Below are 23,441 nucleotides of genomic sequence, written 5' to 3'. Positions count from 1 at the left end.
AATTCTTATATTTTTATTAGATTATTAAATTAATTTTAGACAGTTCTTAGATAATTGCAAGAATATCCGATTGACGCATAATAAGATAAACTTCGCCATCAAGATCGATTTCAGTTCCTGCATATTTGCCGTAAAGAACCTGATCTTTAGGTTTTACAATCATTTCTTCATCCTTTGTGCCATTACCAACAGCTACAACTTCACCTTTCAATGGTTTCTCTTTTGCTGTATCAGGAATGATGATACCGCCAACAGTTTTTTCTTCTGCAGCAGCAGGTTTAACAAGTACTCTGTCTGCTAATGGTTTAATACTCATAATACTTTAATGTTTTTATAGGTTATTATTTTTATATATTGATAAATTATTTTCACAAAAGCATAAGCGAAATACGTGCCAAACATTAATTCTGACAAAAATGCATATCAGATGCAAAACAATGTGACAGTCTGTCTTTTTATAGTGACAGCCGAATAAAATGAGGCTAAAGATAATTAAATAATAGCGGATATTGATTCCTGATAAAGTCAGTTTTAAATACTTTACTTATATTTGTAGCTATTTAATTAATATTTATCATATTATACTTTTCTAAATGAAAAAAATCACTCTTCTCCTATCTATCATTGCAATAGTATTTTCGTCGTGTAAAGACAAAAATGCATATACCATCAATGGTAATTTCAATGCGACAAATCTCGATGGCAAAATAGTTTATCTACAAGCAATGGACGATTTCAGCCAAATGGAACCAACTGTTCTGGATTCGGCAACAGTCAAAGACGGAAAATTCCATTTTGAAGGAATTGCCGGCGAAAAACCTGCTATCAGATTTATATCGTTAGGTAAATTAGCAGAAATGGAGACTCCTGACCCAAATCAAGCAACAGTAGCGACTTTTGTACTTGAACCGGGAACTATAGACATATTGTTAGACAAAGCAACTCTCGAAATAAAAGGTACACCTCGTAACGATGCTTTCAATAAAGTACATGCTCTTTCGAACCAGATGGTAGCATTATACAAAGAAGTTTCTGACGCAGGCGGAGTAGCAGGAGTTCCTCTTGACTCTAACGGATTGGATGCAAAAGCCAGAATGGAAAAAATAATGAAAGATATGCAAGATGTAAACTATCAGTTTACAAAAGAAAACATGAATAATCCTGTAGGAGAATTTATTTTCATGTCATCTGCAAGATCATTTGAAGAAGATCAAATTAAAGAACTTATTTCTCTTAGCGACAGCTCATTCCAAAACAAACCGGAAATAAAAGATCTGTTAGGCATGTTCGAAATGCAATCTCAACGCAATGCTGATGTTTTGAACCAACCGTATAAAGATGTACAGTTAACAGACCAAAATGGAAAATCTGTAGCTTTATCTACTTATGTAGGAAAAGGAAAAGTTGTATTTCTTGATTTCTGGGCATCATGGTGTGGTCCGTGCATGCAGGAAGTACCTCATTTAGTACAAGCGTATGCTAAATACAAAAGCAAAGGATTCGAAATTGTTGGTATTTCTCTTGATGAAGACAAGGCGGCATGGACAAATGCTGTTAAGACAAACAATATGTCTTGGACACAATTAATCGATGCAGATAAATCGGCAGCAGAAACTTATGGAATAAGTGCGATTCCTTATACACTTCTAGTTGATGGAAACGGTACTATAATAGCTATGAACCTAAGAGGTGACGACTTAGATAAAAAACTAGCCGAACTTTTGAAGTAATTTGACTGTTAATACATAGATTAATAAGCACAAAGTTATAAACATATGAAAAAGTTATTATTATTTTCTGCAGTTGCGATCTTAATGTCATCGTGTGTAGAGAAAAAGGAATTTACCATCAATGGTAATATGGGTGATGATGAATTTGAAGGTCAACAAGTATACTTACAAGAAATAGGCGCTGATTGGAAAGAAAAAATCAATATTGATACTGCCCTTATCGAAAACGGAGCGTTTACATTCAAAGGCGTTGCCAAAGAGTCTAATGTTGTCCGCTTTATTGTTTTAGCCGAGGCTGATGCAAGACGTAAAGTGCCTGCAACAGTTATAATTGAACCGGGAACTATTCAACTATCATTCGATAGTATTCCTACTGTAAAAGGAACACCGGCAAACGACAGCTATCAGGCTTTTGCTTCTAAAGCAAATACTATTAGCCAAGAACAAAAAGCCATATACGAGAAAAGCAAGCAAGATACTGCTAACGTAGCACTTCAGGCTGATCTAGAAAAACAGTATGAAGCGAAAGATGCCGAAATGAAGACAATTCTTTACGATTATGTAAAGGCTAACATTCAAACACAAGTAGGTACATACTTCTTTGCAACAAGAGCTTATCAATTCAGTTTGGATCAACTTAAAGAGCTATTACCATTAGTTAGCTCTGAGTTCAAAACAAATGAAAGAATACTAAGCATGGAAAAGCGTGCACAGGCTCTTGAGGCTACCCAAGTAGGCAATTCGTTTGTAGATATAAAAGGAAATGCTCCTGACGGAAAAGAAGTAGCTTTATCCGACTATGCCGGCAAAGGCAAGTATGTACTTGTAGATTTCTGGGCATCATGGTGTCCTCCTTGCCGTCGAGATATGCCGATATTGGTAGAAGCATATAAGAAATACAACAGTAAAGGTTTAGAAATAGTAGGCGTATCGATAGATCATGACAAAGCAGCTTGGGAAAAAGGCATCAAAGACTTGAACATTACATGGCCACAAATGTCTGATCTTAAAGGTTGGAAAAGCGACTTATCTAATGCATATGGTGTAGCATCGATACCTCACACTGTATTATTAGACAAGGAAGGCAAAATCATTGCTAAAGACCTTCATGGCAAACAAGTAATGGACAAGCTGGACGAATTGTTTAAATAAAGTAAGTCGGTTTACAAAAACGTAACGAATGAAGAAATTCGCACTTATAATGATATCCCTGCTTATTGCAGGGAATATCTTTTCACAGAACAGGGAGTTTACCTTAAACGGTAAGCTCCCAAATTCGCTTAAAGATGGCTGGTCTGTATATTTGTATAGCCTGTCTGAGCAAGACATGTCCCCTATATTATTGGACAGCACAAAAGTCGAGACTGGTCAATTCTCAATCAAAAATACGATAGACAATAGTCAAGAGCTTAAGATCGTAAGGCTTGTCGATCCTACTGGTGAGAAAGATGTGGTAAATCATCTAATTATTGAACCCGGTACGATTGATCTGTTGTATATTGACGATACTTTTATCGTAAAAAACTCTCCTGCGAATGAAAACTATGCAGCCTTCAAAGAAAGTTTAGATACTATATCTTACAAAATGAAGCAAATCAATCAAGCCATGCAAGCTCCGGGTGCTACACCAAGCCTTGCACAAGATTTTGATTCGTTAGCCGATCAGTTTCAAAAGGAGACTTTCAACTATATATATAAAAATATAGACAACAAAGTAGGTGAGATCTTTTTTCTCTCGTATGGCAGTTACCTCCGTCCCGAACAAATTAAGGAATTATACGATTCGGTAAGACCTGCATTCCAAAACACAAAGATGGTGAAATATCTGATGGACACCTATGTAAACACGAAAGAAGATGTGGTGATAGGCAGTAAATTTATAGACGTAGAGCTATCAACTCCTACCGGAAATAAAGCCATGATGAGTGATTATGTAGGTAAAGGAAAAGTGGTACTGATAGATTTTTGGGCTTCGTGGTGTGGACCATGCATCAAAGAAATGCCACAGATTGTTGGCTTATACAACAGATTCAAAGACCAGAATTTTGAGATAGTCGGTGTATCTCTCGACGATCATAAGGGTCGCTGGACAACAGCTATCGACAGGATGAACATGACATGGATTCAGCTATCCGATTTTGGTGGATGGGACAGTGTTGCAGCACGCCTCTACGGAGTATCGCAAATCCCTCAAAGTTTCTTGGTAGACAAAGATGGAACAGTAGTTGCACACGACTTGCATGGAAATGAACTAATCAGAAAAATAGAAAGTTTACTGAAAGAAGAATAAGTTTACTTATTCTTCTTTTCTTCCTCCTCTTGTTCTTCCTTATATGCGCGTGGAAGAACGATAGAACAATATAGTGTAAGAAGCGATGCTATAAGAAGTATCACTACCCACTCGCTCATATTCACAAACATAAGATAAGCAGATACAGCCATCAACAACACTGCAAACACCTGAATGTTGAAAAGGCGCTTTCCCCGGATACTCTTCCCCGGATAAGGTGTTGTAAACACAGATGCAGCAAAGCCTGCAACGCCAATTATCATGGCATACCTACCAACAGTAAGATCGAAATTGTAAGCAATAGCCGACAATAGGATAAGAATAGCTGATACTTGGAAAAATATATTTTTTGCTTTCGGGTTTAATTTCATTAGGTAGGAGTATAAATAATCTTACTTATTCGATGATAAAGATATCTTCATCGGGTCTTTTCATCAAATAATTTTCGCGGGCAAATTTCTCAATATGCTCTCTGTCGTCCTGAAGTTGTTCTAATTTTTCTCTATCCTGAACTGCTTGTTCACGATAATACTCTATCTGACCATTCAATTCCATAATTTTAGCATCATGACTCAATCGCGAAAAGATACTGCTATCGCTAATGAAAAAGCCAAAAATAATAACTACCAAAATTACAATCAATTGCACTTTAGTATATCGGGTAGTCAGATAATTGAATATCAGTCTGAAAAATTTCATCTATAGAATTAAATTTTAGTAGAACTCACCACACAAAGATATATATTTGTAATAATATTCAGACACAATGACGACAAAAGATGATGTTATAAAAAAATATAAGAACTATTTATTGCTGGAAAGGTCATTATCTCCCAATTCTATCGATGCATACATGACCGATCTTAGTAAATTGTCGGGTTTTCTCCAAAATGAAGAATTGAAGATAGAAGACGTAAAGCTCGATCATTTACAGCAATTTATAGCACAACTCTATGATCTTGGTATCAATGCACGCTCCGTTGCACGCATTATATCGGGCACAAAGTCGTTCTTCAACTTCCTTGTTTTGGATGGTTACATACAAGCAGACCCTACCGAACTTCTGGAAACTCCTAAAATAGGATTGAAACTGCCTACTGTACTTTCTCTCGAAGAAATAGACAACCTATTATCCATTATTGATTTGTCTACAAAAGAGGGACAGCGCAACAGGGCTATAATCGAAACCCTCTATGGCTGTGGACTGCGCATATCGGAATTGACAAATCTCCGGTTCTCCGACTTATTTTTTGAAGAAGGCTTTATAAAAGTAGAAGGAAAAGGCAGCAAACAGCGATTAGTTCCTATATCGCATACTGCGGTCAACGAAATAAAGAAATATCTCTATTACCGCAATGAGATGACCATCAAGAAAGGATTCGAGAACGTATTATTCCTAAGCAACAGAGGCACAATGATATCGCGTATCATGGTTTTCCACTTCATTAAACAATATGCAGAAGAGGCCGGAATAAAAAAGACAATCAGCCCGCATACATTTCGCCATTCTTTTGCCACGCATCTGCTCGAAGGTGGTGCCAATATCCGTGCTATCCAATTGATGCTGGGACACGAAAAGATAACTACCACCGAAATCTATACCCACATGGATAGAGAATATCTACGACAGGAGATAATAGAACATCATCCACGCAATAAAAAATAAGCGATTGTTATCCAAGTTTTAATATGGAAATCATATCTTTGTTTTCACCTAAAGGTCATAAGCCTTCCCATTACTTTGACTGCATGAGAGTCAAGGTATGCTACATCACTAAAATTTAATATTAAAAATTAATCATACATTTAAATTAATACGCACCTATGAAAAAAAGATTTTTTACTGTCGCAGCTATTATAGCAATCGCTAGTACTATTATGTTTTCATCTTGCATCGGGTCATTCGGGTTATCTAAAAAGTTATTATCATGGAATCAAACACTTGACAATAAATTTGTCAATCAAATAGTATTCTTTGCATTATGGATCGTTCCTGTATATGAAGTTTCTATACTGGCAGATGTTCTCGTAATCAATTCTATCGAGTTCTGGTCGGGCGACAATCCGATAGAAGCAGGTATTGTAAAACAAGTACAAGGGGAGAACGGAATCTATACGGTAGAAACTTTAGAAAATGGATATCGCATCGAGAATCAAGAGGGTCAGGAAATGAATCTGGTGTACGACAAGGAGTCTAATACATGGAGTGTTGTAGCAAATGGAAATTCTGCAAAACTGATAAAAATTGAAGATGGTGGTAATGCTATAGTTTATCTACCTAATGGTGGTGAAAAATCGGTACAGCTTTCTAACGAAGGTGTTTTAGCTTTCCGCGAATCGATCGAAAATTCAACATATTACGCAGCAAAATAAGCAAATCGATTATTTAGTTGTATAAAAAGATGGGTGTTTGAAAAATTACTTTTCAAACACTCACTTTTTGCTGTTTACAGCACCCATAACAAATGCTATTTATTTTTCATTTGACGTGAATAGCCTGATACCATGCGAGCCTCTTATAAGCTGCATTCAGAAAAGAGAACTGTTCTTGTTCGACATAAACTGTCAGCCCAGAATATTTCTCTATTGCAAATCCGCTATATCCTAACATAAAATGGGGTGTAGCCGATTTCCACACAACACATTTATCTATCAGAGCTTTAAATTCCTCGCGTTGCGTATCACTAGCAATAAAAGATGCATAATATTGCTCAAAATCGAAAAACAGATGATAGCCGTAACGGTCGAAATATTGAATATCGCCTACGTTTATTTCTTTATTCAAATCGCAATTTTGACTCACAAAATCCGACAGATCACCCAGTGCAGAAGTCTTTATAATGGAGAAGGTAGCCGAACACTCCCATCCTGTTTTGGTATTGAAATACTCGAATGAAGTCTGAGCAAATCCTTTCAGATCACCATCAAAGAGTTTATTGATAATTTGCGGATAAACTTCAGTAAAGCCGGGTGACAATATTTCTGCCGAAGAAGCCAGAATATAATCAGTCTTGTCTTTGAGTTCATAAGCGACTTCTATACCTGCCATAAAGCAGGCTTCAAACACAATGTAATCAAATGTACCATCGGGGATGGCATTTGCAAAATCAGTCATATCCATTTCTGATATACCATCCATCAAAACCGATTTATTCGCAGCCTGGGGGTTGGTTAATGTGCCTGGCGGCAACCAACCCGAGGCATGCGAGAACACAAGTAAACCGTAAGGTGAATAAGGGTAAAGGTTTTTAACTTCGCCAATCACGCGGGCGAGAGTTTCTTTGTAAGCAGAATCTTCTTCCATATATAGATTTACGGTCTTTAGTACATTCTTTCCATTTTGATTTACAATCACCATAAGCAATGGTTTAGCATCCGAAGCATCGCTATATATTAATAGCTTATTATCATTTTCTGCTTTCCAACCCGAGCGGATGGACTCTATTTTTTGGTAAGTCTCGTCCGAGAGGCTATTGTCACCACCAATATATACCAACAAGACATGCTGCGCCATAGACAGATCCTCTCCTCCATCTTTACTGCAAGAGAATAACAGAATACACAAGAGCATCAGCAATAATCCTATCTTATTGAAACCATCCATCAGTATCATTTTTTAATTTCTTTTTAAATTTTCATCTCTTCCCCCTTCCGCTGAAACGGAAGGGATCAGAAATTCTTCGGAGGAGTTCATATAATCACTACGTTAACAACCCCATCATCTTAACAAAACTTTAAAAACTACACATACAAGCTCGCTAGCCTAGTATGTTTATCGTGTGTTTCTCTTTTGAACACTTAATGTTTGAGAAACTTAAATTCTTCCATCTCGTAAGGTTCATTGACAATACCCTTCTCGTCAATATAATACAGGCTCGGTGTTGCAGCCACACCCCAATGCTTGAAATCGGGGCTACTGAATCCCTGTAAATCGCATAGTTTATCCGTCCATGGACACTGCGAGGCAAAGCTTTCAAAGACTTTCCTGTCTGTATCGGACGATAGGCTGATAACCCTAATCTGTTTGTCTTGCAACAGGTTGAAATGTTTTTTTACGGCTTCCAACAGATTAACACAATTGGGGCAGTCGCTCTCGTAAAAGATCACCAAAGCAGGGTAAAGATCAATATCCAATCCTGTTATAGCAGGTGCTTTGTTTCCGGTAAGCCGTGTCTGAATAAGCAAGCGGTTGGCTATCTCGCTGTATTCGTTAGGAGAAACATCTATCCCATATGGGTAGGCAGCAATACTTGCCGCTGCTTTTTCGTTACCTTCTGCTACCAGACAGTCCGCAAGTGCGCGTATCAAAGGTTTCAGCCTTTGAGGATAATTTTCCGCCACACGCACGATCAATTTCTTAGAAGCATCGGTGAGAGCGGTGGTATAGCTATCGCCCGAAAATTCCTCTTTATAGCTACCGCTCCAAGCATGGAGATAACTAGCCCATAGTGGCGAGGCGTACAGGCTATCAAAGTCAAGAGAGTCGCACACATAAGTTCTTTCCACTGCCTTTTGTTGGGATGTACCCGAAACCAGTAGTTCGTAACGCTTGTCAAGTGCTGACTGTCTATTCTCCAAACAGCTGACCAATAACAATGGCATCAGAATGAAAAAAATGATTTTGCATATGTATTTATCTCCTTTTGGCATACTATTTTGTTTAGATATTATATTTTAATCTATTCGTCGCAATTTTAGGCTCATTAATTCCTCACACAACGCACAGAGATAGTATAGTTGTAGTAGTTAGTAGCAGGGTCTGACATACCGGTATTACTGGCTGTAAAGGCTCTATTTGCTGTAGAAGTCCACCAATATCCAGCCAAACCCCAATTGAACCACATACCATTCGCAGGATAACTTGGGTTATAATTTCCTGCAAAAGGATTTCCTTCATTTTTTACCCACCATTTGGCAGAGGGAGGTATAGGTGTAGCATTTACTATATTTATCAGTTCAGTAACATCGGCATCCTCCGGCAGTCTCCAGCCTGCCGGACAAGCACTCGGAGCTTCTAGATAAGAAGTATAATAGTAACCGTTTACTCTTTTTGAATTGCCGTCGTATGCTTTAAGACTCGTCGTACCCTCAATAGAGTTCTCTACCATCCAGCATTTATCACCATATTGATGGGTCAGGTATTCGTTATTCCCGATCTTCATTTTTACGGCATTTCCATTCGATCCGCAAACCTTTCCTGTTATTTGTAACCTCGTGTCGCCCATTTTACCCGTAGGATCGTATAGGATAATATAAAACGTGCGGTCGTTATCAACCGTACTAGTACTGTTTTTCAGGCTAAATTTCAAGGGATATCCTGTGGCTTCGTTATTACCACCATACTGGGTCATATCCAGCGGATTAAGAAGAATTCCGGTATCACCGATTACTTCCCTGATAGCCCACGAAGTGTTGGTTTTGATTGTAATGGTATTTTCCTGTCCGTTTAGTCCGTAATATATCTGATTGTCGTGGTTTAAATTGACAGCACCCTGAGCGAAGCTGACAGATTTACTTATGCTATTAGTACCTCTCGTTATGGTAAATGTAACTGTCGAGCTTTTTAAGGATGTACTGCCCAATGAAGGAGTGATTGTATATTGCTTAGAGCCTCCGGTAATATCGTCAGCACTCATACCACTGCCACTACCGAAATCAAATGGGGTGCTTCCATGCTCAATGGTAACATTAACGGGCAGAGATGTAGGTAGCCAGTTTATATTTATGATTTTCTCAATGGGATTCGATATACTGAATGCTAACGAGCTACCTATCTCGTTTCCTTCGTTATCGGTTATTTTCAGATCGAGAAAACTGCCATACTCGTTTGTTTGCGTTACTTGTACCGGATAACTGATGCGTCCTGCCGTAAGCCATATCGTAGCTTTACGTTGCATGCTACCCGTGTTTTCGCCGAATTGAAGAAATACTTTTTGGGTAGTTCCGGCAGCACCAGTATTGGTTGATAGTGTCAGCCAATCGGTCTCTGTAATACCATCGGCTCCAACAATTTTATCTACCTTCCAGCCTGTAGGATAATTGGTCTCTACAAGCAATGCGTTGAAATCCGGCTCATCACCCGTAGTGCTTGCATCCCGTGCAAAAGTGAATTCTTTTTTATTTACACTCAAATAATACTGCCCATCAGTAGCGACATTCTCCAAGAAGCTTTCATTCCAGGCTGTTACATCAGCCGTCATGTTAACCGGACGTGATAAAAATGCTTCGTCAGGTGTCTGATATCCTGAACCACCTACCGAAGTTATATTTACTTTGTATCTATAGTTGCGAAGGATGTCAAGCCTCGATGTATTGGGCGTGGAAGAACTGCGGTCGTAGAAATCGATGCGATAGTATGTTTCGGATGTCGAACCGTTATAGTATCCGCCTACTACGATACAGAACATATTATTGTCATTACTCTGGCTTTTGTTATCGTATTCGCTGGCATATATCTCACGGATAAAGCCAATGCCGGCTTGTGCATGCTCATATTTAATAACGGAATTAAGTGAGATACCATCCGAAATACTGGGTAACACCACTCCTCCGCCTGAAACAGCACCCATCGGTGCAGCAAGCCCTTCTGACTTACTGTTATAGACAGCTACACTTTTAATATTGAATGTACTGCCTAATCCCAACGGTACATCATCCGTCGTTGAAAAATTGAGCCCCACATCGATACGTGCCACACTACGCAGCAAACTGATAAGACCTAACGATTGATTATTAGTGTTAGCTGTTATTGTATAGGTTGTGCCAGTCTCGCCCCACATAGGAAGATAAATTCTGTCCGGTTCGTCTGTTTTCCATTCCGCACTAGTAAAACGGATCATATCCAGAACTTCCGCCTTTGTCTTGTTTGTCGTAAAGCTTCCTTTGACAGCATCTATTTCATTCCTGAGATTAGCCAGCAAGACAACACGGTGCTTTTCGCTCCCATCACTTTTCTTTAACAGAACTTTAAAACTTTTGCTGGTAGACCCTGCTGCATTATTTATATCAGTAGCATGGGTTGCATAAAGGAATGTTTCGGGATCTGAATTGTTGTCTTTAAAAACAAGAACATCGATCGTCTCTAATTCATATTCGTCTGTTTCATCAAGTGCATAGGTGGCAGGCGTAGCAATACCGGGTACCCTGACAGTGAGGTTGAGTTCCATCTTGTCTCCTCTGTCTATCGCTCCTGAATCATTATCCACTATGTCTTCGTTGGTACATCTGCCAAAAAGGGATGCCAATAAAAATAGAATTAATAATTGTTGATAAAATTTCATTGCCTTGGATTTTATACGATGTTTTTTTATTCTTTCATATTATGCTGTCTGCTATAAGGGAACTTACATTCCCGAAGGACTATTTATTACCTGCCAGTTATTTATACTGATTAATGCAAAACTATTTGTTCCGTTTTCATTGCTCACACGGTAATGGAAGGTGTAGTCATCCAGACGATCCAGATCCTCCTGCGTATTTATGGGCAGGTTTTGCAGAATACGCTGTGTAAGCGATTCTTCATATAGTACCTCACCTGAGGCGTTTTTTAAAGTGATCTGCATATTGCCTTCTTTGAAAAAGCGCATAACCGTAAAATCTGTTTGTTGCGCTTGATCGTGAGTCATAGTACAGGCCGATATATGTTGTAGCTTGGCATTACCAGCTAACGAGTTATCATAATTATAATCACCATTAAAACCATCTAACTGGACGGTATAGGGTTCTTTAATATTTTTTGTCCCGCCTGTTGCCGGATCATCTTCTATAATGATATGTATATCATTTGTATTTTTTATCAGTGAAATTGTCTGTATGCCGTTATCTGTTGCCCGGATTTTGGCAAGACCATGAAAGAGTGAATATTTACCGGAGGTAACAAGCCTCTGATGGTCGGTAATAATGGAAACCTGCATATCGGCAAGCATGGAAGTATAAGTATTATTGAAGCGCAAAGCATCCATATTACCCCAAATAACAATAGTATAATTGCCCACAGGCAGAAAAGAGAGTGAATAACTGTTACCAATATCAAGATCGGCAGATAATATATGTTTCGCAACAAAAAAGTTGTTGTCTTCGTCGTATATAAACAGATCTAATGTTTCCACCTGATCGGCGAAAAGGTCTTTATAAGCAGTATTATGCGTATAGACGAATGAAAGACTTAGACCTAAACCCGTTGGGCAGTCGTCGTAATCTTTGTCTATGCATCCCCAAAACAGGAAGATCAATATCAGACTCAGCAATGCTTTTCTTGTAGTGGTTGAAAACGGATATCTCATTTTATTGCTGTTATTATTCATTTTTGTAGCTTCAGAAGCTTATTGAAAAAGGAATACCCATCGAGGTTACCCTATATAGGTATTCCTTTTGTCTCTTACTAAATTGTCTATCTATACCTAGTATTCACGCCAACTGTCATATAAGTGGAGTATTTCCTTAGATACCTCCGCTTTGTTCGATAACCGACCAAGGCATTACATCGATAGTGGCATGGATATTGGTTTCGGATGCAAGTGGATTTTCAGGTTTCGGATCTGTTGGAACTGTAGGTTCATTACCACCGCCTTCGGCACTTCCACCTACACCGCTAACTGAGGTTATTGTCACTTTGAAGTAGGTATTACGCTTTACAGTATGTTTGGCTATCACTGTACTTTCTTCGTTATCAGCTAAATATAAGCGGTAGTAGCATACGCCTTCGGTGTATTTAACAACAATGTCTCCGCTTTCGACCAGTTGGTCTATTAGAGGATAGGGGTTTTCGTTAAAAAACTTCTCATTCCAACTATTATCTTCAGCAGACCATATACGGTAGAAAGTTTTGTCTGCAGCTGGTGTACTAATTACTTCGTTTCTATTATATACTACTTTTGGTTCATACACGCCTTTTACAGAAATATAAGTTGCATTTCCTTCTTTGGGTATTTCATTGCTGTTCTCCATCGCATAAGAAGGCTCGCTCTTGTCTGTTCTTAAATATTCAAGGTTATTGAAATAGCTGGTAGTGATAACATTTTCTGCGGAGTAAAATGGAGCCCATAGCTGTATTCCTTCAAACTTAGGCACTATATACATCTGCTTAGGATTATTGTGTATCTTATACTTAACCGCAGTAAGAACACCTCCCGAAGGATCTGTATTTGCATCTGGCTCCATATACACATTCACCTTGGCAACAGCACGTCCTACTTCTATTTTGAAGTTGTTTTCATTGCCTTCTGTTTCCGCCTCTCCCACTGAGGCAGAAATAAGTATCTTACTGATTGGTGTGCCAACACTGGTCATTAAGAAATCATCATCAGTAGTTAATTCATCTATCGCTGCTATGTCTATTACGTCCTTCTTTACGTCATTAAGAGATATAGCACCTTTTTTATAGGTCGAAACTATATCTGTAATAGCGGCTGTTTCATTAACAATGGCATAAAAATAATGAGTACCCGTTGTTGTAGTAATCGTTTTAGAAGCATATACATCTATATCTAAAGATACAGCCTGCTCGAATGACTGCTTGGCGTCGAATATCAATAAAATGGCAGTATTGATATTCTTTTCATTCGGATCAGCCTGCTCCGTTCCTGTCGGTGCATATGTGACCGGTTGGGACTGTGTCAGGGTAATTTTAGCAGTAGTAGCCACTCCGTTGGACACTATGCTGCCACCTCCTGTATCCACATTCTCATCGTTATTGCAACTGGCAAAACTTATTAGCATCGTTGTTGCAATCATTAAAAAATAGATACTTTTTTTCATTTTGTTTAAATTAAAATTGTTTGTAATTAATTTTTCGTTTCTCATTAATTGATTCATTTTTTATTTTGAGTTTACTTAATTATTTTGTGGATGTTTTTTGTAACGCTCCATGCGCTTATTATCCTGCTCTTTCTTTTCCACTTCTGTGAGGTTGTATACAGCTTCGGCATATCCGGCTTTTTTCGCCTTTTTGAAATAGTCCCTAGCCATATCAAGCTCATTGCGATAGAGGTAAATGACACCGAGATTGTTCCATGCCTGCGGCATATCCGCATATCTTTCGAGATGGCGTGCTGCAGTGGACAGTTCACCTATTTCAATCATCAGCGCCGCGGCATTAAGCGTGGCTAGAGAATCTTGAGGAAATTGTTTTGGAATAATATCAAGTAGAATATCCCGATATTCCTTACTTTCTTTACCATAGCTTTGTGCAACAGAATATAATTCGCGGTGGCTAAGTAGTTCGTTTCTCTTGCCAATCATTTTTTTTACCTCTTCTATGGAATACTCCCTAACTTTATAGTTGATCTGGTATTCTACACGGCGAAGCTGGGGAAACAGATCTTTGAGCATGATTCGATAAGGAGTACCTCCACCTAATTTCATCAGTTTGCCTTCACGCCCATCAAAAATATCCGTGTCGTCAATAATAGATAGAATTTCTTCTTTATGAATAATATCACCGCTCTGCACCAGTATTTTCAGCCCGTCCCAATCCTCGGCTATCCACTTTACGCTGATCTGTTCAGTGTTGAGATTCAGATTATAATTGTTTAGAATATAGTCTTTGAATGCAAAAGCCCTTTCTTTGGAGAGTCGTTCGTTGGTTTCATACCTACCATCGGGTGAAGCGTAGCCTTCGATAAACAATCCGATGATATGTATATCCGCATTACTTATCAGTTCGCTGAAAGCATCTTTTATCTTCAATAATTCAATAGGGTTACGACGGAAATCGGGCAGAATAACCGAGCGTCCTAATTGAAAATCTAAAAAAGCCTGTCCCTGTTTATTGCGGAATTTATTCTCGACTGCAGGTTCGATAAAGCTTACTTTAGGTTGTACTTGATAAGGAGTTCGTACTGCCAATTGTACACGCTGTGCCAACACAAAAGTGTTGAGTGTCCTCTCGTCCTTATAACCTGCAATCTCCTGACGCATTACCAATACCGCTTTATCCATCCATATACTGTAAGGCATGCTGAGTTTGTAATGCAGGATAGTATCGGTTTCTGCATTAAGGTGGTCAATAATCATATAGGGCTCTTGATTGTTACTTTTCGCTTCGCTACCTTTAAGACTTTTCCAACGAGAAAACATATTTCGCTTATTGCTGCCTTGAACTAATACACTAGGAAAAGTTTGTCTATCGCTACTGCCATATAATTCGGGTATCAGCCGAATGGCTGCATAATCTTTTACGGCATGCTGCTGTATATGAATATCAAAACTGATATGCAGGCTGTCATTTTCTTCTTTGAGCACATTGCTTTTGAAGAATATATTTCCCTGATAGTCTTGTGCCCAACTATTTAAGGCGAAGAGCAAGAGTAGGTATAATAAGCTGCACTGTTTCATATATTGATATATTTTGAGTCGTCAACCTTCTTTTCCGAAATGATTACCATTGATTATGAGGAGGAAACGAATGCTTTGTTTGTTATTTTATATAATAAATAAGTGATATACCTGCTTTTGTTGGTCCAATGTAATGCTGGTAATTATTTCTCAAGCCTTTACCATCAGAACAGGTACTACAATCCTGATTGACATTGTCCAGATAAACGTATCCGAAACCGAGGGTAGCTTCGAGCGACCAACGTGGTGCCAAATACCAATTGTAACCGTAGCTGAAACCTACCCCATAGAGATTGCCCTGATAACGGTTGTTTTTTAGTGAACCGATATTGAACCCTCCTATATTATAATGTGAATAAATTGTATGAAACCCCAAAAAGTGCCTGTTGAAAGGCTCATTGATCCAGTAACGCAATTCGGGTTGCAGCATAATATGCTTAAACATTTTGACCCGGGAGAGTTGCCATGGATTGTAACTGCCCGATATATCGAGTGTATATTTGTCCGACAGGCGAAATTCAACACCTAAATTAAAAGAAGCAGTAAGATTATATAACAGGTTGCTTTTGACAGCGATTGTGGGCATGCTCCGCTTTTGCCAAGGAATGTCATGAGGAATAATAATATCCGAAGATGTATTAAAAGTCTCATCGCTAATTTCACTCTTATTTAAGCGAATTGTATCAATGCCTTTTTTCTGTATTATTGTATTTCCCTGAGCGGATATGAAACCGAACGGCAGTATCAATATTACTAATACTAGAAAAAGTATCTTTAATACCTCTTTTTTGTGAGTATTATAATTCATTATGTTATAGAGTTATATTTATTATTTATACTGCAATGAGTATTATAGTATTTTCAATGTATCTGTATCTAGAATGACTAAGATGCTTTAGCGATGAAAACGCGGAGAAAATGTTCTGTTGTGTTGAATAATTTCATCAACAAGTTTCATACTCCCGAAAATACTTTTTTACTCTTCCACAAAGATACGCCAACAGCATAATACACTGCAAATCAAACGATAACAAGACCGTAAATGTATTATCAAGACCGTAAATAATGCATCCCAATTTCGTCAATTGAGATACATTATCATTAAAATCAATATTTAGCGGGGAAAATTTTCTATTATAGGGGAGGCATTTTAATCTTTTAGAAAGGGGTGTTCACGATCTAAAATATATTTATCAATTTGGGCAAATATATATGTCTCCTTAGCGGAAAAAGGACAAATATTTTGAGTAAATACAGTTTGGGGATATTTATATTTTATAACAGTATCTATTATTTAGAAACTGTCTCTCGTTTTTCGTACCAATCGGCCGATTGAGTAAGGTACATTTTATGGTATTTCGCAAAAGTAGTGTAACTGCTGAAACCACAATTGTCAGCAATGGCTTTCAAGCTATAAGATGATGTTGCCTCAATCTGTTTTTTGGCCTCTTCGATCCTGAAAACATTTACAAAATTAAAGAATGTGGTGTCAAAGTCAGCGTTGATGATTTTCGAAATATAAGTGCGATTAGTATTTAAATCCCGGGCAACATCGTTCATTATTAATCTTTTCGATATGTATGGCCTTGACTCTTCGAAATATACAATGAGTCTTTTACGAAGCTCTTCGTGTTTGTCGTCAAGCAGAATTTCAGGATCTGACGGAAAAAAAAGATTGAATTCTTTGATATTGGTTTCAGCTAGAAAATTGGAAAAATATACTGTTACTTCGCTTTCTGTCTTTTCATAAGTAGTAAAATTAAAAATAATATATAGAACCCTATAGAGATATAGTAACTGGTACACTACATAAATTATCACGATCGGTATACTATAATAGAAAATCATTAACAGAGCGCCCAGAAATGAAATTATCGCAAACAGAACACCAAGGATCACACCATTTTTATATCTGATCAATGATTGTTCTATATAAGAATAGTTATCCATTATATAATCCAGAAACAGCAGATTAACACGTATCATCCGTTTCATATAGATAAAAACCAGATAAATGGTAGTAACAATCGTTAGTGCAATGGAGATTTTTACTCCCAAAAATCCATTACCGATAATATTGCCCTGCAGATCCATTAAAAAACCCTGTTCCTGAAAGGTATAAAATACAATAACAAGCACATGAAGCGTACCCACGACTATACCTGCGATCATCACTTTCTTAGAAAACTGCAACCATTTTCTTGCAGGTACAACTACGCTGTTCCAAGCCATAAAGAAAAAAAAGAACGTAAAAAACAGTACATATCCCCGCAAGCATTCCAATATCGTTATATTGTAAGGGGTTGCATAGATAAGTATAGCACTGAGTAATGCGTTTAGAATAAAATATATACCGAATAATACAATAGTTTCTTTTTTCCTGAAACTACTCTGTACTATCAGCAATGTGACTCCTTGAGCCACAAGTATAACTGGAAGAATGAGAAAGATATCCGCAGGCATATAGTACTAGCTTAAAGCTCTATTAAGATGATTGTCTTAGCAAATATATATAATTATTTTGGAGAAATAATCACGAAGTAATTTTTTAATTACATTGAACGTATATTATTATTAATACTTTGATTTACATTAGAGATACAGAGATTTTATAAAAATATAGATGCTGGGAAAACAAATGAAAAATTAATCAAAACACAGGACTAATATCCAAATAACTATGGTAAAAACTATCAAATATCAGAAAAACATAAGTAAACAATTCGCAGTAGCCAACAAATAGTAGGTTATTACTCTGTTTATTTTCACATTCTTTAAATAGACTTAACCTACTAAATCACAATATCTTAAATAAACATCCATTTTTCTTTGTTGATTTCAGAAATAATGGTTTAGTTTGTAGCATTATCTTATCATATAATAGATAAATAAAAGATGCAAAATAACACTCCTCATAATGATAAACTAAGACTGGGTTTCTCACCAACTAGTTTGGGAGTTAACCTTATATTGTTTGAGAGAGAGTCAACCCCCGCAGCCTCATCCTTCTTTGCATCAAAGAAACGTAAATATATACGGCAATTTCAATAGTTAGATTTCACACTTTAACCATAAAATGCCCTGCGACAGATAGATTTGCTCTAAACCACAAAATGCTCACAATTTTGCACAATCTATGTCAGATCTGAATTTCAAATTAAACTACCTTAAGCAAAATGAAGACGAGCCCCAGCTTTACTATTATAGTATTTATAATACTAAGTTTTGTTAGCTACTCACCAACAACCCATGCACAAGTGACTATCGGGTCAGGTGGCGCACCTCCACAGGGAGCACTACTGCAACTCAAAGAAACGGAAAGCACAAGTAACAATAGTAGCCGAGGACTAAGCATGCCACGCGTGAGCCTTAATAACCTTACTCCTACCACTCCTGCTGCTTTAGCTGCATCCATAGGTGGTACAGGCAATTACGACCTAGCCGAACACATTGGGCTGATTGTCTACAATGTAACTGATTATTCATGCTCTGCTGCCCCTATCGCCAAAGGTATTTACTTTTGGCAGGGAACACGCTGGGAAAGCATATTGCCCGTTACTCCTTACCCTGTTATTACATCAGTCGTTGCCACCCCGAATGCTATATGCACGGGTGCAGCTACTACGCTTTCTGGTCAGGTTAACGAAGGGGCAACTATCCGTTGGTATACAACCTTAACAGATGGAACTTCAATCGGAACAGGTAGAAGTCTAAGAGTTACGCCTACAAATAGTACCATATATTATGCCGAAGCTTACAACCCGGCTAACAACTGCGCATCGTCCGTTGCGCGCAAAGCTGTGAACGTAACTGTGAGCGCTAGCGTTGCTCCGATACCGACTATTACAGGGTCAACCAATAGTATATCCAATTCGGCAGGCAACGTGTACAGCACCGAAGCAGGCATGAATAACTATGTTTGGGCAGTAACAGGGGGCACAATAACTTCGGGTACAGGAACAAATACAATAACTATCACTTGGGGCTCGGGCAACAGTGGCAGCGTCACAATTGATTATACCAATTCCGAAGGTTGTACAGGCTCAACAACCACTGATGTTATCTTAAAAACAATGCGTGCTACCTTAGGCTCTGGCGCACTTACCGGCAAAATATGTTTTGATATTGCACTGAGCAATAACGACATCAACGACAGTGGTGCATTATCCAGTCGGTTGCCGCACCAAGCCGATTTTACTAAAACGGCTACCAATACCCAAACTTACATCTTCACCCCTAGTGGAACGGTCAGTAATGTCCGCTTTATAAGCATAGCCGGTAATGGTTCTATTATTCAAAGTATAGTACCTAACGGCAATTACACAGGTACTAATATTTCTACCCCTTGTACGGCAACTGTTGTTTACTTCAACACATTAAACACCGATGCCTTGGGCAAATACACGAATGGGGTAGGCAACAATGCTCCACTTACGGCGGATATCTATGCGATATACAACAATAACTCGGCTGGTACAGGCGATGATGTGACGGTTAAACTACCCATTATTATCAAAGATGCTTCGTGTTGTGGAGCACTTATAGCCCCCGGTGTCTGGAAAGACTTTATGTGCCATAACATGGGTGCGGATGCTACGAAAGACCCGCTTAACCCTGTGAAAGAAATTCATGGCAATTATTATCAATGGGGACGAGCCACTATCGTGGGTGATGCCACTACAGCCAGAGGAAAACCGTCGAATTGGAATACAATTCGGGAACCAGACGGGGCATGGAATTCGGGTACGGAAGATGCTCCGGTGAAAACCGATAATGACCCTTGCCCTGCCGGCTACCGTGTGCCAACCAGAAAAGAATGGGAAGGCGTTACTCGTAATAACCCTACTTCCTCGCTGGGCACATGGAGTACAGGAACAAATAACGATACCAACTTTGGTGTAGGCCGCAGACACGGTCAAAACCTTCTTTTGCCGATCGGTGGACGCCTCACCGAAGGGGATGGCGAACTGCTCTATCGTGGACGCTTCGGTGTATACTTGAGTAGTACTGAGGATAAAGGTACCCCTGAATACATGTACTATCTGGACAACAATAACGAGTCCGATAAGGGGAAGGCATATATAAATAGCAACTTCCGTACATTCGGAATGATGGTGCGTTGTATATCCGAAAGATAAGTAAACGTCGTTTTACTATTTGCACCCTCCTGCCTAATGTGCAAGAGGGTGTATTTCGATACCGTTAGATAATAGAAAATATGTGCAATCTTCAATTGAAAGTATCTTGTAAAAGTAAAGAAGGTGGATGAGGCAGAAATAATATGGGCTCCTTATACATCAGTTATTTACTATGCGCGTAGTTAAAGTGAGAGTGTGTACAAAACGTATATACATAAAAATAAAAAAGTCTTACAATTACTTGTAAGACTTTGATTTTTATGTGGTCCCAACTGGGCTTGAACCAGTGACCCCCTGATTATGAGTCAGATGCTCTAACCAACTGAGCTATAGGACCGGATTGGGATGTTCTCCCGAAATCGGATGCAATATTACTGCTTTTTATCGAAACCAGCAAACTTTCAAAGAAAAAAGTAGCTTTAAAATATCGCTTTATAGGCATTAAGCCTCACTTACAGGCTTATTACGATTTCCAATAATAGACAAAGCTATATAAAGGAGTATGCCTGCTGCAATAGCCAATACACCAATAAGAGCAAAAAGCCCTATGATAAATACAGCTAAGAAATAACGCTGTTCGTTGCCCTTAAGTTTTAGGCTCTTAATTTTCAATGAAAACATTGGCAATTCCGAAACCATAAGAAGTGAAAAGACGATTATACCAATCAGTATTGTATAAACTAATCCCGAAGAGAAAACAATACTCTCATGCGTCATCAACCCATAGCAGAAACTCACCCAAAAAAAGCCATTTGCAGGCGTATTAAGACCGATAAAGGACTCCGACTGGCGTTCGTCCACATTAAATTTCGCTAAGCGGAGAGCGGAGAAGATTGCCAGCAAGAATGCCATGTATGGAAGATACTCACATATAATAGGATTCTGAGATATAACCGGTACTTTTTCAGATAATAATGTAAAGACAGCCAGACTAGGCGCAAAACCGAAGCTAACCATATCTGCCAAGGAATCTAATTCTTTACCTATCGGTGAATAAGCCTTTAAAAAACGAGCGGCAAACCCATCCGAAAAATCAAATAATCCAGCTATAACAACCCAGACCACTACCCACATATATTCTCCATGAAATGCCATCACACAAGCAATACACCCGGAGGAGAGATTCAGACATGTAAGAAAATTAGGGATATGCTTTCTCATAATTTATTTGAATTTAGCGATAACAGTTTGATTCCCCACCACCTTTTGATCCATTTCTACTACAATCTCGGTACCTAGAGGTAAATAGACATCAACCCGCGAACCCAATTTAATAAAACCCAGATGCTCATCGATATGCGCCTCATCTCCAGCTTGAGGATAAGTCACAATACGACGAGCCATCGCTCCCGCCACTTGACGCAGCAAAAGCTGATGCTTCCTATCTTCGGTCTCGAGCACAATAGTCGAACGCTCGTTCTCTGTACTCGATTTGGGTAAATACGCTGCCATAAAACGTCCCGGATGGTGTTTTGCCATCAACACTTTCCCGTTGATAGGAAACCAGTTGGCATGAACATTGAACGGAGACATAAATATAGAAACTATTATACGCTTATCTTTAAAATATTCGCCTTCATACACTTCTTCAATAGCTACAACCTTACCATCTGCCGATGCGACTATGGTGTTATTCATATCGCCTGTGAACCTACGATAGGGACTGCGATAAAAATTAAGTACTATCAAAAAGAAAACCAAAGAGGCTCCACCTACAAAATAAGAGAGTACAGGTAGATGAAAGAAGTAGTACAATGCTCCATTGAGCAATGCGAGTATTATAAAGTAAGTTGCTAAAACTCCACGACCTTCGTGATGAACTTTCATAATCTATGTTTTACAAAGACATAATTCTGTTAAGATGCAAAAGTATCTTTATTTGCCGATATATACAAATTTGATACTGCATTTCGTATAAAGAAAAAAGAGAGACCACAGGCCTCTCTTTATATTATCAGAGTTCCTTTGATTACAACAAATAAAGCGAACTGATAGACTCATTGCTCAGTACCCTGCGAATTGCATTTGCGAAAACATCTGCAACTGAAAGAACAACAACCTTATCGCATTTTTTAGTATATGGAATACTATCCGTAAACACCATTTCTGTAAGCCCCGACTGATCTATACGTGTAGAAGCCGGATCGGACATCACAGCATGGCTCGTAATAGCTCTAACCGAACGCGCACCGTTAGCCATCATGATATCTGCAGCTTTGGTTATTGTTCCTGCTGTATCCACGATATCATCTACAATAAGAACATCCATTCCGGTCACATCCCCTATTATTTGCATCTCGGATATTTCATTCGCTTTCTTGCGAAGTTTATAGCAGATAACCATAGGTACGCCAAAATATTTTGCATAAGAACTTGCACGCTTAGTTCCACCTACATCAGGTGTAGCTATTACAAGATTCTCTTTATCTAACGATTGGATATAATCTACAAATATAGCTGATGCATAAAGATGATCAACAGGCACATTGAAAAAGCCCTGTATTTGATCTGCATGTAAATCCATCGTAATTAAACGATTAATACCTGCCGCACTTAGCATATCGGCAATAAGTTTAGCACCTATAGAAACACGCGGCTTATCTTTGCGATCTTGTCTAGCCCATCCGAAATAAGGAACCACAGCAACAATAGAATGAGCCGAAGCCCTCTTTGCCGCATCAACCATCAATAACAATTCCATCAAATTATCTGAAGAAGGAAACGTCGATTGTACCAAAAACACTTGACATCCACGAATAGACTCCTCGTATGACACGGAGAATTCGCCATCTGCAAAATGCTCAATATTCATTTTACCAAGAGGGCACCCAAGACTCGCACAGATTTTTTCAGCTAGATAACGAGAATTAGTTCCCGAGAAGACCTTAAATGGTAGACTTTCCATTGTTTTTTTAATCTTTTAGATAGGTTTAATGATAGGTTTGTTAT

20 protein-coding genes and 1 tRNA gene are annotated in these 23,441 nt (G+C 38.5%); 6 read left to right on the top strand and 15 right to left on the bottom strand.

The features are described from left to right. Positions 1 to 46: 46 nt before the first annotated feature. Positions 47 to 316, bottom strand: coding sequence for a co-chaperone GroES (locus G7Y56_RS07850; RefSeq protein ID WP_165022981.1), 270 nt, complete (start codon positions 314 to 316; stop codon positions 47 to 49). A 277-nt stretch (positions 317 to 593) separates the two neighbouring features. On the opposite strand from G7Y56_RS07850, the gene G7Y56_RS07845 reads away from it, so the two are divergent. From G7Y56_RS07845 to G7Y56_RS07835, 3 genes are read left to right on the top strand one after another with little or no spacing between them, the layout of a single operon-like run. Then, positions 594 to 1,730 carry a TlpA disulfide reductase family protein gene (locus G7Y56_RS07845; protein WP_165042491.1) on the top strand — a complete coding sequence of 379 codons (1,137 nt, stop codon included), beginning with the start codon at positions 594 to 596 and terminating at the stop codon, positions 1,728 to 1,730. Between the two features lie 45 nt (positions 1,731 to 1,775). Next, on the top strand, positions 1,776 to 2,882 hold the full coding sequence (locus tag G7Y56_RS07840; protein ID WP_165042490.1) for a thioredoxin-like domain-containing protein: 1,107 nt from the start codon (positions 1,776 to 1,778) through the stop codon (positions 2,880 to 2,882). A 28-nt stretch (positions 2,883 to 2,910) separates the two neighbouring features. After that, the gene (locus tag G7Y56_RS07835; RefSeq protein WP_165042488.1) at positions 2,911 to 4,020 is read left to right on the top strand and encodes a redoxin domain-containing protein; all 1,110 of its coding nucleotides are present in this window, start codon (positions 2,911 to 2,913) and stop codon (positions 4,018 to 4,020) included. Positions 4,021 to 4,022: 2 nt separating this feature from the next. Here G7Y56_RS07835 and G7Y56_RS07830 read toward each other — a convergent pair whose 3' ends face one another. Together G7Y56_RS07830 and G7Y56_RS07825 are read right to left on the bottom strand one after the other, a co-directional pair. After that, on the bottom strand, positions 4,023 to 4,391 hold the full coding sequence (locus G7Y56_RS07830; protein ID WP_165022993.1) for a hypothetical protein: 369 nt from the start codon (positions 4,389 to 4,391) through the stop codon (positions 4,023 to 4,025). A gap of 25 nt (positions 4,392 to 4,416) precedes the next feature. Next, the gene (locus tag G7Y56_RS07825) at positions 4,417 to 4,719 is read right to left on the bottom strand and encodes a septum formation initiator family protein (RefSeq protein WP_165022996.1); all 303 of its coding nucleotides are present in this window, start codon (positions 4,717 to 4,719) and stop codon (positions 4,417 to 4,419) included. A gap of 67 nt (positions 4,720 to 4,786) precedes the next feature. Here G7Y56_RS07825 and xerD point away from each other — a divergent pair, with 67 nt between their 5' ends. Beyond that, positions 4,787 to 5,686 carry a site-specific tyrosine recombinase XerD gene (xerD, locus tag G7Y56_RS07820; protein ID WP_165042487.1) on the top strand — a complete coding sequence of 300 codons (900 nt, stop codon included), beginning with the start codon at positions 4,787 to 4,789 and terminating at the stop codon, positions 5,684 to 5,686. Positions 5,687 to 5,844: 158 nt separating this feature from the next. Then, a complete protein-coding gene (locus tag G7Y56_RS07815) occupies positions 5,845 to 6,393 on the top strand; it encodes a DUF3332 domain-containing protein (RefSeq protein WP_165042486.1) in 549 nt (182 codons plus the stop codon). A gap of 106 nt (positions 6,394 to 6,499) precedes the next feature. Here the strand turns inward: G7Y56_RS07815 and G7Y56_RS07810 are convergent, their stop codons facing one another. From G7Y56_RS07810 to G7Y56_RS07775, 8 genes are all read right to left on the bottom strand, one after another. Then, positions 6,500 to 7,633: a clostripain-related cysteine peptidase gene (locus G7Y56_RS07810; protein ID WP_255498678.1), complete on the bottom strand. Its 1,134-nt coding sequence runs from the start codon at positions 7,631 to 7,633 to the stop codon at positions 6,500 to 6,502. Positions 7,634 to 7,818: 185 nt separating this feature from the next. Next, a complete protein-coding gene (locus tag G7Y56_RS07805) occupies positions 7,819 to 8,670 on the bottom strand; it encodes a peroxiredoxin (protein ID WP_165042485.1) in 852 nt (283 codons plus the stop codon). Positions 8,671 to 8,723: 53 nt separating this feature from the next. Beyond that, a complete protein-coding gene (locus tag G7Y56_RS07800) occupies positions 8,724 to 11,300 on the bottom strand; it encodes an FISUMP domain-containing protein (protein ID WP_165042484.1) in 2,577 nt (858 codons plus the stop codon). 63 nt (positions 11,301 to 11,363) lie between these two features. Then, the gene (locus G7Y56_RS07795) at positions 11,364 to 12,302 is read right to left on the bottom strand and encodes a FimB/Mfa2 family fimbrial subunit (RefSeq protein WP_165042483.1); all 939 of its coding nucleotides are present in this window, start codon (positions 12,300 to 12,302) and stop codon (positions 11,364 to 11,366) included. A 157-nt stretch (positions 12,303 to 12,459) separates the two neighbouring features. Continuing rightward, a complete protein-coding gene (locus G7Y56_RS07790; protein WP_165042482.1) occupies positions 12,460 to 13,776 on the bottom strand; it encodes an Mfa1 family fimbria major subunit in 1,317 nt (438 codons plus the stop codon). Between the two features lie 75 nt (positions 13,777 to 13,851). Beyond that, complete coding sequence (locus G7Y56_RS07785; protein WP_165042481.1) at positions 13,852 to 15,354, bottom strand: DUF3868 domain-containing protein; 1,503 nt, start codon at positions 15,352 to 15,354, stop codon at positions 13,852 to 13,854. Between the two features lie 82 nt (positions 15,355 to 15,436). Next, positions 15,437 to 16,162 carry a DUF3575 domain-containing protein gene (locus G7Y56_RS07780; protein WP_255498677.1) on the bottom strand — a complete coding sequence of 242 codons (726 nt, stop codon included), beginning with the start codon at positions 16,160 to 16,162 and terminating at the stop codon, positions 15,437 to 15,439. 482 nt (positions 16,163 to 16,644) lie between these two features. Further along, positions 16,645 to 17,817: an AraC family transcriptional regulator gene (locus G7Y56_RS07775; protein WP_165042479.1), complete on the bottom strand. Its 1,173-nt coding sequence runs from the start codon at positions 17,815 to 17,817 to the stop codon at positions 16,645 to 16,647. 713 nt (positions 17,818 to 18,530) lie between these two features. On the opposite strand from G7Y56_RS07775, the gene G7Y56_RS07770 reads away from it, so the two are divergent. After that, positions 18,531 to 20,492, top strand: coding sequence for an FISUMP domain-containing protein (locus G7Y56_RS07770; RefSeq protein ID WP_165042477.1), 1,962 nt, complete (start codon positions 18,531 to 18,533; stop codon positions 20,490 to 20,492). A 263-nt stretch (positions 20,493 to 20,755) separates the two neighbouring features. On the opposite strand, the gene G7Y56_RS07765 is transcribed toward G7Y56_RS07770, so the two are convergent. The 4 genes from G7Y56_RS07765 to G7Y56_RS07750 all read right to left on the bottom strand — a co-directional run bounded on the left by G7Y56_RS07765 (position 20,756) and on the right by G7Y56_RS07750 (position 23,397). Further along, a tRNA-Ile gene (locus tag G7Y56_RS07765) sits at positions 20,756 to 20,829 on the bottom strand. Between the two features lie 104 nt (positions 20,830 to 20,933). Further along, positions 20,934 to 21,653, bottom strand: coding sequence for a phosphatidylcholine/phosphatidylserine synthase (locus G7Y56_RS07760; protein ID WP_165042475.1), 720 nt, complete (start codon positions 21,651 to 21,653; stop codon positions 20,934 to 20,936). Between the two features lie 3 nt (positions 21,654 to 21,656). After that, entirely contained in the window at positions 21,657 to 22,319 is a 663-nt protein-coding gene (locus tag G7Y56_RS07755) for a phosphatidylserine decarboxylase family protein (RefSeq protein ID WP_165042473.1), read from the bottom strand. 142 nt (positions 22,320 to 22,461) lie between these two features. Then, positions 22,462 to 23,397 (bottom strand): ribose-phosphate pyrophosphokinase, encoded by a 936-nt coding sequence (locus tag G7Y56_RS07750; RefSeq protein WP_165023030.1) that lies wholly within the window; start codon positions 23,395 to 23,397, stop codon positions 22,462 to 22,464. Between the last annotated feature and the right edge of the window lie 44 nt (positions 23,398 to 23,441).

The sequence above is a fragment of the Dysgonomonas sp. ZJ709 genome, assembly GCF_011039195.1.
Classification (GTDB): domain Bacteria; phylum Bacteroidota; class Bacteroidia; order Bacteroidales; family Dysgonomonadaceae; genus Dysgonomonas.
The sequence above is the reverse complement of the archived record's forward strand: the minus strand, read 5'-3'. Positions and strand labels throughout refer to the sequence as shown.

What these genes read in the sequence shown, in the direction of transcription:
- G7Y56_RS07850 (WP_165022981.1), bottom strand. Translation starts at nt 316, where the DNA reads ATGAGTATTAAACCATTAGCAGACAGAGTACTTGTTAAACCTGCTGCT.
- G7Y56_RS07845 (WP_165042491.1), top strand. Translation starts at nt 594, where the DNA reads ATGAAAAAAATCACTCTTCTCCTATCTATCATTGCAATAGTATTTTCG.
- G7Y56_RS07840 (WP_165042490.1), top strand. Translation starts at nt 1,776, where the DNA reads ATGAAAAAGTTATTATTATTTTCTGCAGTTGCGATCTTAATGTCATCG.
- G7Y56_RS07835 (WP_165042488.1), top strand. Translation starts at nt 2,911, where the DNA reads ATGAAGAAATTCGCACTTATAATGATATCCCTGCTTATTGCAGGGAAT.
- G7Y56_RS07830 (WP_165022993.1), bottom strand. Translation starts at nt 4,391, where the DNA reads ATGAAATTAAACCCGAAAGCAAAAAATATATTTTTCCAAGTATCAGCT.
- G7Y56_RS07825 (WP_165022996.1), bottom strand. Translation starts at nt 4,719, where the DNA reads ATGAAATTTTTCAGACTGATATTCAATTATCTGACTACCCGATATACT.
- xerD (WP_165042487.1), top strand. Translation starts at nt 4,787, where the DNA reads ATGACGACAAAAGATGATGTTATAAAAAAATATAAGAACTATTTATTG.
- G7Y56_RS07815 (WP_165042486.1), top strand. Translation starts at nt 5,845, where the DNA reads ATGAAAAAAAGATTTTTTACTGTCGCAGCTATTATAGCAATCGCTAGT.
- G7Y56_RS07810 (WP_255498678.1), bottom strand. Translation starts at nt 7,633, where the DNA reads ATGATACTGATGGATGGTTTCAATAAGATAGGATTATTGCTGATGCTC.
- G7Y56_RS07805 (WP_165042485.1), bottom strand. Translation starts at nt 8,670, where the DNA reads ATGCCAAAAGGAGATAAATACATATGCAAAATCATTTTTTTCATTCTG.
- G7Y56_RS07800 (WP_165042484.1), bottom strand. Translation starts at nt 11,300, where the DNA reads ATGAAATTTTATCAACAATTATTAATTCTATTTTTATTGGCATCCCTT.
- G7Y56_RS07795 (WP_165042483.1), bottom strand. Translation starts at nt 12,302, where the DNA reads ATGAGATATCCGTTTTCAACCACTACAAGAAAAGCATTGCTGAGTCTG.
- G7Y56_RS07790 (WP_165042482.1), bottom strand. Translation starts at nt 13,776, where the DNA reads ATGAAAAAAAGTATCTATTTTTTAATGATTGCAACAACGATGCTAATA.
- G7Y56_RS07785 (WP_165042481.1), bottom strand. Translation starts at nt 15,354, where the DNA reads ATGAAACAGTGCAGCTTATTATACCTACTCTTGCTCTTCGCCTTAAAT.
- G7Y56_RS07780 (WP_255498677.1), bottom strand. Translation starts at nt 16,162, where the DNA reads ATGAATTATAATACTCACAAAAAAGAGGTATTAAAGATACTTTTTCTA.
- G7Y56_RS07775 (WP_165042479.1), bottom strand. Translation starts at nt 17,817, where the DNA reads ATGCCTGCGGATATCTTTCTCATTCTTCCAGTTATACTTGTGGCTCAA.
- G7Y56_RS07770 (WP_165042477.1), top strand. Translation starts at nt 18,531, where the DNA reads ATGAAGACGAGCCCCAGCTTTACTATTATAGTATTTATAATACTAAGT.
- G7Y56_RS07760 (WP_165042475.1), bottom strand. Translation starts at nt 21,653, where the DNA reads ATGAGAAAGCATATCCCTAATTTTCTTACATGTCTGAATCTCTCCTCC.
- G7Y56_RS07755 (WP_165042473.1), bottom strand. Translation starts at nt 22,319, where the DNA reads ATGAAAGTTCATCACGAAGGTCGTGGAGTTTTAGCAACTTACTTTATA.
- G7Y56_RS07750 (WP_165023030.1), bottom strand. Translation starts at nt 23,397, where the DNA reads ATGGAAAGTCTACCATTTAAGGTCTTCTCGGGAACTAATTCTCGTTAT.